General features: G+C 56.8%; 10 protein-coding genes. 1 reads left to right on the top strand and 9 read right to left on the bottom strand.

Annotated features, from left to right (window positions below; genetic code table 11):
* The 7 genes from ACXJ5O_RS12930 to ACXJ5O_RS12900 all read right to left on the bottom strand — a co-directional run.
* A partial coding sequence (locus ACXJ5O_RS12930; RefSeq protein ID WP_457300239.1) for a DUF1254 domain-containing protein occupies window positions 1-1,014 on the bottom strand: 1,014 nt, incomplete at its 3' end.
* A gap of 95 nt (window positions 1,015-1,109) precedes the next feature.
* Window positions 1,110-1,913, bottom strand: coding sequence for a transporter (locus ACXJ5O_RS12925; protein ID WP_457300238.1), 804 nt, complete (start codon window positions 1,911-1,913; stop codon window positions 1,110-1,112).
* Between the two features lie 255 nt (window positions 1,914-2,168).
* Window positions 2,169-2,513: a hypothetical protein gene (locus tag ACXJ5O_RS12920; RefSeq protein WP_457300237.1), complete on the bottom strand. Its 345-nt coding sequence runs from the start codon at window positions 2,511-2,513 to the stop codon at window positions 2,169-2,171.
* 109 nt (window positions 2,514-2,622) lie between these two features.
* Window positions 2,623-3,882 carry an alpha/beta hydrolase gene (locus ACXJ5O_RS12915; RefSeq protein ID WP_457300236.1) on the bottom strand — a complete coding sequence of 420 codons (1,260 nt, stop codon included), beginning with the start codon at window positions 3,880-3,882 and terminating at the stop codon, window positions 2,623-2,625.
* A gap of 47 nt (window positions 3,883-3,929) precedes the next feature.
* Entirely contained in the window at window positions 3,930-4,142 is a 213-nt protein-coding gene (locus ACXJ5O_RS12910; RefSeq protein ID WP_457300235.1) for a hypothetical protein, read from the bottom strand.
* Window positions 4,139-4,945 (bottom strand): DUF2092 domain-containing protein, encoded by an 807-nt coding sequence (locus tag ACXJ5O_RS12905; protein ID WP_457300234.1) that lies wholly within the window; start codon window positions 4,943-4,945, stop codon window positions 4,139-4,141. Before ACXJ5O_RS12905 ends, ACXJ5O_RS12910 begins: the two co-directional genes overlap by 4 nt.
* Before the next feature lie 208 nt (window positions 4,946-5,153).
* Window positions 5,154-6,950, bottom strand: coding sequence for an adenylate cyclase (locus tag ACXJ5O_RS12900; protein WP_457300233.1), 1,797 nt, complete (start codon window positions 6,948-6,950; stop codon window positions 5,154-5,156).
* A 160-nt stretch (window positions 6,951-7,110) separates the two neighbouring features.
* On the opposite strand from ACXJ5O_RS12900, the gene ACXJ5O_RS12895 reads away from it, so the two are divergent.
* The gene (locus tag ACXJ5O_RS12895) at window positions 7,111-7,389 is read left to right on the top strand and encodes a hypothetical protein (RefSeq protein WP_457300232.1); all 279 of its coding nucleotides are present in this window, start codon (window positions 7,111-7,113) and stop codon (window positions 7,387-7,389) included.
* Between the two features lie 156 nt (window positions 7,390-7,545).
* Here the strand turns inward: ACXJ5O_RS12895 and ACXJ5O_RS12890 are convergent, their stop codons facing one another.
* Window positions 7,546-8,334 carry a hypothetical protein gene (locus tag ACXJ5O_RS12890; protein WP_457300231.1) on the bottom strand — a complete coding sequence of 263 codons (789 nt, stop codon included), beginning with the start codon at window positions 8,332-8,334 and terminating at the stop codon, window positions 7,546-7,548.
* A gap of 64 nt (window positions 8,335-8,398) precedes the next feature.
* Window positions 8,399-8,860 (bottom strand): lipoprotein N-acyltransferase Lnb domain-containing protein (locus tag ACXJ5O_RS12885; protein WP_457300230.1); only part of this gene is annotated, 462 nt, incomplete at its 5' end.

The following is an 8,860-nucleotide window of genomic DNA, read 5'->3' as shown; positions in this document are numbered from 1 at the left end:
GCCCAAGAGACCGCCCTTAGCAGCGCCTGCCCGCATCACCCAATCGCCGTTGTAGAAGGCCTCGTCGCCGAAGAACGAGCCGACGTTCCAGCCGTTGATGTTTTTGTTTCCGCTGGCCAGCCATTTGTCGACCTTCTCGTCACCCTGCTTCATGGCCACCAGGATTTCGGCTTTATGTTCGAGCGATAGATCCTTGAACTCGAAGGTCTTGCCGGGACCGATGCCAATCTTCGCAAGTTTCGCGCGTATCGCCTTGTCCCTTGGCGTCTCAGGGACGGTTTGCAGGGCCGCGTCGAGATATTGGAAAAAGTTATCCTTGATCCCGGCAGTTGTGGCAGGAAGGAACTCGATCTTGGGCGCGGCAGGCGCGGCGGCTTGTTTAAGGAAGGCAGAAAGCGGCTGCGCATTGTAGCCCGTCTGAATTTTCTCGACGTTGGGCATGTCATCGGGGCTAAAGAGTTGAGTGCGGATAAGCGCGAGCGTGAACGGCGTCGTCGATTGGAAGACCTTCTTGATCCCGGTGGGCGCTTCACCTTTCCAATCGGGGCCGACCACCAGATAATCGCCCGGCGCGGTCCCCGTGGCGCGTGTGCCGATATAGCCAAAATTGTAGGTGTTGCCGTCGATGAGCTGGACGGCGTAGTAGCGATCTTTTTCGACCTTGGGCACCGAGATAACCATCGGTTCAGCGCGCAAATCCAGCCAGATGAACGAGTAAGGTGTGTCGCTGTTCGGCGTAATGACCGCCGTATCCTCTGGGGTCGCGACATGGTGCTGGTTTTCGATTTCGTTGAACGGTGCCTTGAACTGCCCCGAGTTCCTGTCAACGGCGAACTCTTGCATAACCGCATAATTCATCACGAGCGGCAGGCCGTAGATGAAGCCTTCCTCGGCGATGTCCTTGGCCTCGATGATGCCGGGGTAACTCTGCGCCATCAGCAGGCTTGGCTTCGCAATCGCGGCGCCGGCGGCGATCACCGCGGCAGAGCGAAGTAGATCTCGTTTCGTCAACATTTGCCGTACTCCTCTATCATTGGATGAGTTATCGAATTCGTGCGTCTCACACAGCTCTCCCTAAGTTTCGCGCCGGCAGGCAGCGCCGGTCTTTCTCATTTCGGAAACAGGAAGGTGATGGCCAAGCGTGCACCAAAGCCGTCGGGGCCRTCGTCAGGGCTCTCGGCCCAATAACGGATTCCTGCGGTCAACTGAATTGGCTGCTTGTTTATCCTCACGAGCTTCGCGACCGTGAAGTTTATGGGAACGGACCATTGTTCGGCCTGCCAATTGTAGGTACTCTCGGTGTTCAGCGCAAAGGTCCAGGCGCTCTTCGTCGTGTACGAAATGAAGGGTTGCAGGAACGTTGAGTTCACGTCGTGACGATCGTCCTCACCCGCGAACGACCAGACCTGGTTTGCCAGAGCGCCATAGGTCCAAGCACCGGATTGCTTGAGGACCACGGCGGTCGGGCCCGCGCCCCACTTCCCGCCACCCAGCAAATCGTCCGTCGCGGTTGGCAAAAGAAAGACGGGACCGACGCCCCAAATGATACCACTCGACGTGGGCTTCTTGGGCGAGAAGAACAGGCTCTGTGTCGTATCCCCAAGCCCGAATTGATCGCCGGACCGTCCCGCGATGTCGTTTTGCCAGACAACCGGCACGATGGTGCGAGAGATGACATTCCAGTCCTCGTTCAAGGTGAACGGAATGACAGGTTGAACGTTGATGGTGTATTTGCTGCCATCGTTCGGGCCGTAGCCGCCATCATAGTTGCCCTGGAATGGCACGCTGATGAGCGAAGCGATGGGGTTCGAGAGTTTCTTGGCAAGGTCCGCTGCACTCTCTTGTGCCTGCGCGGCAGGGATAACTGCATAGACTACAGAAGCGGACAGAAATCCCAAGCGCAAGATCGTCATATACATCCCCAGTCCTCATTACATGACTGCCTTTTCGGCTCGTTCCAACCGATTGCAGGTAGTGGCGATAGAGAGAAGTACGTAACTGTTACACCGACCATCAGTGCTGCCGCAGCCATCGCCCCTCACTTACAATCTTGGTGCAGTGAAACCTATCCAAGCGCTGCTCTTGCGGGGAGTATCTTACTGTAACCTACGTCCGAGATTACCCGTTGCCACCCGCATTTTGAGACGCTGCACCACGAACGCGAACAACTACTCCTGACCGCAGTAGCGCGCTGTTGCCGTTCCGATTGTCTGGAACTTCCCGTTGCTGGTTACTGTCGTTGCGCAGATCGTCGTTCTTGGATTCCACCAATACGACGTCGAGCCCTGCTGCTGGGTAAATGCGTAGCCTCGCAACCGCAGCTGGTTTTGAGTACCGGCGGCAGGAGCATTTACCAGATCAGCGAGGTCGACCGGTGCTCCCCCCGTGGTCGTGGCGGTTGCGTCCATGGCGGCCGGAACAGACGAGGCTGGAACGCCAGCATCGTCACCCGCCGACTGACAAGCAGCAAGCGCTATCATCATAAATATTAATGCGGAAACGGCAATTCGCATTTGGTTCACTCCCCTCAAAATGGTTGCTCAACCCATGATTGGGATGAGGATAGTTGCAGGCAACCAGAAGACGGAGAAGCTGTCAGCGGTCACCACGCTCGCCGAAACTTCAATCGCACGTGGTTGGCTGAAGCGAATTGGGCTTACAACGGTTACGCGCCGCCTTTTGCACTCCAGACTTTCCGCTTAACCCAGCGATGTGATTTGCATAGTTGTCCCGGGAATTTTGATCKACGACGGCGATTGGAGCGGAAAGGATCAATCCAGCAGCGCCGCCTGCCACTGCCGCCGTTCCGGTCGTCGCTTCGAGGATCTTGTCGCCGAGGCCAACCCTGCTGTCGGTCAAGGTCTGCCCTTGCGAGATGCGGGCACCAATGAGTTTTACGATTTGTGGGGATTCGGCAAATTTGCTGTGATGGAGACTGTCGCCGGCTTTGATCTTGGTGAGGTCGATCACCGTAATCCTGTTGGCGGCCAGTTCCTCCTTATAGGGCGATTGTTCGGGATCGATGGAGCCAATTCTCGGTATGTCCCCCCATACCCGCCGAGACAACGCGAGCGCGCGATCGTCGCGGGAAACGAAAAGAGTGAACTGCGGGCGGTGCGGCCCCATGTCTGCAATCTGGGAACGGAACACATCGACATCGACATCAGCATCGGCAAGCATGACGTTCTTGAATTTCGCTGGCAGTCTGCCGTTACGGATGGCCATCTGGCGCAGGGACTCCAGGGCGAGCCAGTTGCCCATTGAGTGCGCCAGAATGGAGACGTCCTTTACCTCGGGATCTCTAGCGAGATATTGAAACAGTGTTTCGAGGGCATTTCTCGTGTAGTTCGTACTCTCTCTGTCATATCCATAGGCCAGCAAGCTGCCGCGCGAAGGCCAGGTAACCAACAGGGGCGTGTTAGGGATGCCCGAATCCTGCATAATTTGTGCGAAACGATAGACGGCATCCTCAAAGCGGTTGTTGAAGCCGTGAATGAAGACAATGACGCTACGATCGGGGTTTTTCTTCACTGTAGCGTTCAGCCATGATTTGGCTCCGTCTAACGTCAATGCGTCCGCTTTCAGAACCGCAAAGTCCGTTAGCGGGTTGGAGGGAAGCTTCTTCGGCCAAGCCACCTCACCCACTTTTCGCACTTTGCCTGGCGGAATCGAAACCGTTATGTCAGCGAAGGACGGTGTCAGCCCGCGCTCGCCACTGAACATTTGACCGGGAACGCTGGAACGGCTTCGCGTCGTTGTTACGAGCATCTCAACCTTGCTCGAAGATGGCGACGTGTCGGCCACAGGTGACAACACGTTCTTCGGTCTCCCGGCACAGCCTGTAGCAATACCGGCGACCGCCAGTACCACGATCCAACGCATGCCCTTTGAAAAAACAGCCGTGCTACGAGAACGATACGTCTCCCCGGCTAACAATAATAAACCCCCACAGCACATCTTCTGACTGTGCGTCGTGCCACGCCGGCTACGCTGACGGGCGTGAGGGGACGGCCGATCCGAGCCTCGGCTGTGCCGACAAAGCTGTACAGGCTGGGAACCGAGAACTCCGATCCCGCCTCTAGTGCGAACAATCCCGTGATCCCGGCCACAAGGGCGATCCTGAGTTTCCTTGCCGTGTTCATTTCGTGCCTCCGGGGGTAAAGTGATCAGGAAGTTCGTCAATATTGGGCAGCTTCTCCAGATCCACCTTTTCGGCTTTCGATTTGTTTTTGAAACTGAAGTCGTCGGCAACGACGTCGATGCCGGTTTTCCAGTCACTGATCTGGATGCTGTATTGGGGCCCCTGATCTACCTGACTTGCGGTGATCACATATCTGCAAGGATAGGGATTTTTGCCTTGGGCGATCCAGATCTGCCAGTCGACTTCCTTTGCCCGAAATGCAAGGTGGTCGCATTCCGTGCCGGCGATCACACCACTGCCAAGGTCCTTGACATCGACCACATCGCGCATCAGCTCCTCATAGACATTTGGCAGGATCAGGTCGGCGGCTGGAAGCGGCCTGTGCAGTGTATCTCTTAACTGGTCGACCAGGTTTTCAACGGTGCCCGGCACGTCGACCTCAGTATAGAGATTGGCATCCTTGCCCAGCACGGTCAGCGTCTTGCCGTCAAACACCATCTCGACATCGGCGAAACCGCCATGGCGGGTGGCACGAATTTTGTCAGGCCGCCCCATCTCGATCTTGCCCGAGCTTGCAAGCAGCAATTTCTGATGGTCCTTGGTGACGACTTCAAGGTTGGTGTCGTAGTTGAAAGAAATTGCTTTCTGTGCAGCTAGATAGTCCGACATCGCCTTGAGCAATGTCTTGGCATCGGCTTCGGCAGCCGTCGCGCCCGTTGGCATTCCCGCAGCAATTGTCAGGGCGAGTGCGGCCGACGAGATAGATGCTGTGATGGTCCGCATCGCATATTGAGCAATTATCATCCTTGGCCCCTCCCACGCAATAATTGTAAAATTCCGGTGGACTGGCATTCAGACCCGACCACTCAAAAAGCCTTCCTATTGGCCTGGAAAGTGTACGCGCCACCAAGGAATTACGCCCGTAACATCTCGTATGTTACAGGTATCAATCGCACTGCGGAGCTAGATCGCGGTCCGGAATTTGACGGACTCCCAAATTTGGAGGCCGCCGCTACCGCGAAGGAAGGTCGGTGGTGGGAAGCGGTAGCGAAGTGGTTTCTGCCGTCTCGGCCGGAACTGGCATGCCCGCCTTGCGCAGACCGGCAATGACGCGCAACTGATCCTCAGGTTGAAAGTTGCGGTTCGTGAGTTCCGCGGTAATGTTGGGAAGAAATGCGGGACGCATTTTCATGAACAAGGTTCCCTCGCGCGCGGCGTCCTCCATCATCCCGCGCTCCGCGTAGATCACGGCCGCGACAATGTGAAAAAGCGGAAATTTCTGCAGGTTCGCCTGTCTGATATCGACGACCGCCATATCGTAGTCGCTCAGCATATAGGCAGCCAGCGCCCTGTTGCCGCGGTAGTAGCCCGCACCGCCGGGGTTGAGCGCCAGCGCCTGATCCAGTACCGCTGCGCCGCGTTGCCATTGTCCGCCCATGGCCAAGCGCACACCGTACTCACCCAATAGTTCCGTGTCGTTGGGATTGGTCGCGAGCGCCTGCTCACCTACACGGAGCGCTTCCGTCAGCTGCTGGTTGAAAAACAACGCCGTCATCAAGGCCTGCAGCGCACGCGTATTGCCCGGATCGAGTTCTACTGCACGTCGGGCGGCATGGAGCGACCGCTCCAATGGAGTTGAAGATTCGGACGTCGGGTTGTAACCAAATCGGTCCTCGTCGAGATACAAGATCGACAGCATTGCCCACGCCGTTGCATAGGACGGGAAGCGGGCAACAGCGCTTTCAAGGCACATGCGAACCTTACTGTGCTTTTCCACACTCAATTCGGCACGGTAGCCATAGAACTGCAGCGTACAGTCGTAAGCGCCAAGGTCGTCAGGCGGGGGACTGGAGGCGACCGCTTTTGAAATAATGCCATACGGCTGGGCCACAGCGGTTGCGACCCGATTTGCAACGTCGGTTTGAATGGCAAACAGCCCGCGCGAGCGAACGTCATCGTCGTAGGTCTGGGACCAAAGAATTGCGCCGGTTTTTGTTTCAAGCAAACGTGCGGTCACCCGCACGCGATCACCGGAGACACGCACTGCACCGGCAAGCAGATAGTTGGCCCCAAGTTCCCTGCGGACACGCGAAGGGTCCACTTCCGGCGGGAAGGCCTCTGAAGTTTCGCGTCCGAAGACCTTGATCTCCTTGAAGCGGGGAAGAGCGGTCAAAAGCTCCTCGGTGAGGCCGAGCGCATAGAGATTGGCCTCCGGTCCTTCACTGAAATTGGCAAATGGCGCGATCATCAGCGTCGGCCCATCGGGGCCGGCTGCGGTGGTTGACGATGCAAGAGGGCCTGCCATCCAATAGCCGAAAGTCGCAACAAGGATGCCGAGCAAACCTAACAGAATGGGCCATCTCGTGCGCCACGAAGGAGACTTGGATGACCGCTCCGAATCGCGGTGGGCAACTCCCTCCCCCATTGGTCCATTCCAGCTGAAGAACGGAACATATTTGCCTTTTGGAATGTCGATCCGGACGGGATCGTTCTGGCCAGCGACCAAATAATATCGCTCGAGCGTTCTTCTTAACCGCCCCGCCTCGATCCGAACGACGGGATCGTCCTGGTTGAATCGCTCGTCGCGCTTGAATACCTCGATCGCTATCGAATAGCCTTTAATGCGCTCGGAACGGCCAGATAGAGTTTCTTCCACTACATATCGCAGGAATGAATGCGCGTGACCGGTGTCTGGAAAATCCGGACTGGCCATGATGCGATCAAGTTGGGCGCGGATATCCTCGGGAGCGGGTGGCTGCAGTACAATCTGCTCGGGCCGATCTATGCCAGCCTTCGTGGCGCCTTGCATTGTGATTTCATCCCCCGATGAAAAGAGCCGACCGGCATTTTGCCCGTATATTACCGTAACCTACTCCCCAAACCGTGTTCCGTCCATGATGATGCGGCGAGCAACTCATTATTGCATACGTCGTGGCAACCGTTCGTCGCGATAGAAGGGAGTTTCTGACATGGACAAGGGCGTGGCTGCCGCTCAACGCAGCTTTCCCAAACGAGGCCGCTCGATCGAACGACTGGCTGCGCAGAGTGATGATTTCCGAGATTTATGCACCGACTTGGCGGATGCGCAGGCGGCATTGCAGCGCTGGGAAATATCGATTGAACCAATCCGGGAGCAGCGCTGCGCGGAATACGCGGAAATGGTCCATTGCCTGTCAGGCGAGATCGAAACGGCGCTCGATAAAGCCGATGTCATCCCGTTCGATATCCGAAGGCAAAAACAAACATAAAGGTCAATCGAGGTTCCCAGGTTTCATCAAGGGGAAATGCACGAGAATTTTTACACTGGTTCCTAAAATTTCGGCGGCGCTTGCCCACTTTTTCGTGGCAACAGCGCCACTGGCAGTGCGCATGTCGGCCCGAGAACTATTTGAGACAATGCAGGTTTAGAAATGCATGACAACACCCAGTATGGGCCCCTGCTGGACGACKTCGAAAACAAATCCGTCACTGCTGTAGTCAACACCCAGCGCCCGGTACCCCAAAACCGCCGATACCGTCTTGTTGAACTCGTAGCCGATACCGCCGGCGACGTCCCAGTCGACATTCGCACCACCGCCGCCGACAAGTCCCCAGCCGGTCAGATATACTCTGTTGGTAAGTGAATACTTGCCCCGCAGACCCGCAAGCCCGTCGACCCAGGTCGCACTGTCGCTGCTTTGGCGGCCGTCGAGAATGCCGCCACTGAACGAGATATCGGTGTTGACATACCATACCCTTGCGCCAGCGACGGCATCCAGCGTGCCTCTGTCACTCTGCAGGATCGAATAGCCTGCCCCCACCAAGGCTGCGAAGGTTTGCGAAGACACGTCAACGTCTTCGGCGAGAATGCCTCGTGGTGTTGCCGAGCCGCTCGATATCTTGGTGTACATGATATCGCCGAAAATGCTGTAACGCTCATAGCGTGCCTCGCCAATCGCCATGGCAGCAAAATCGAGATCGTCCAGGATATCGCCGAAATCGGCATCTATGTGAACTGGCGGCAAGCCAAACTGTGCCGTTTCGCCCGATAGTCCCGCCGCCCAGAAATATGGACTGAAGGCAAAGGTCCAACCATCCTTTTCGGTCGTGTTGAGTTCGGGGGCGATCGCTGAGACGACATCAGCCGCCCGCGCCGGAAGGGCGACGAGGAGTCCGGCAGCCAGCATCGATATAAACCCCACGGAAATCTTCATAAAATAGTCCCCCAACTTCTTTTGCTGTTGTCGTTGTTTCTGTCTTCGAGTCGTCCCGACGGTATCACTCTTTTGCGGCAGTCGGAGATGGCACACCGACCCTGATAAGCCGGGAAAAGTCCGGCGTGAGGCCTGCTGCCTTGGCCCGCTCAGCGATATGAGCACGCTCCCGCAGCTCCGCAAGCGGCAGACTGGTGTCGAGTGCGCCGCGCTCATAGGCGTATTCTGGAAGATAGCCATTGACGATCAGCCGCCAGTCCAGAGGAACCACATCACCGACGGCCCGCATCATCTTGACGATGGTCGTCGTGCAGTTGGTCGTGATTGAATTGTAGAATTCCGGAGTCGTGGAAAGCGCATTGGCGTCCTGAACATACTCAAGCAGCAGCGCGCGGGCCGCTTCCGGAGACGCTCTGAGGCGATATATCTGGACATCTTCGCCGCGAAAGTTCGATCTCACCCCGACTACATCGCGCTCATCCGACGCTATAATCACCAGCGGATCGCTCTTGAAGAGATCGGCAAC

The sequence above is a fragment of the Phyllobacterium sp. P5_D12 genome, from assembly GCF_054049495.1.
This window is presented reverse-complemented; position numbering and strand designations above follow the sequence as displayed.

Bases quoted from the DNA above. Each gene is read 5' to 3' on its own strand.
- ACXJ5O_RS12905 (WP_457300234.1), bottom strand. From the start codon at position 4,945: ATGATAATTGCTCAATATGCGATGCGGACCATCACAGCATCTATCTCG.
- ACXJ5O_RS12910 (WP_457300235.1), bottom strand. From the start codon at position 4,142: ATGAACACGGCAAGGAAACTCAGGATCGCCCTTGTGGCCGGGATCACG.
- ACXJ5O_RS12920 (WP_457300237.1), bottom strand. From the start codon at position 2,513: ATGCGAATTGCCGTTTCCGCATTAATATTTATGATGATAGCGCTTGCT.
- ACXJ5O_RS12895 (WP_457300232.1), top strand. From the start codon at position 7,111: ATGGACAAGGGCGTGGCTGCCGCTCAACGCAGCTTTCCCAAACGAGGC.
- ACXJ5O_RS12900 (WP_457300233.1), bottom strand. From the start codon at position 6,950: ATGCAAGGCGCCACGAAGGCTGGCATAGATCGGCCCGAGCAGATTGTA.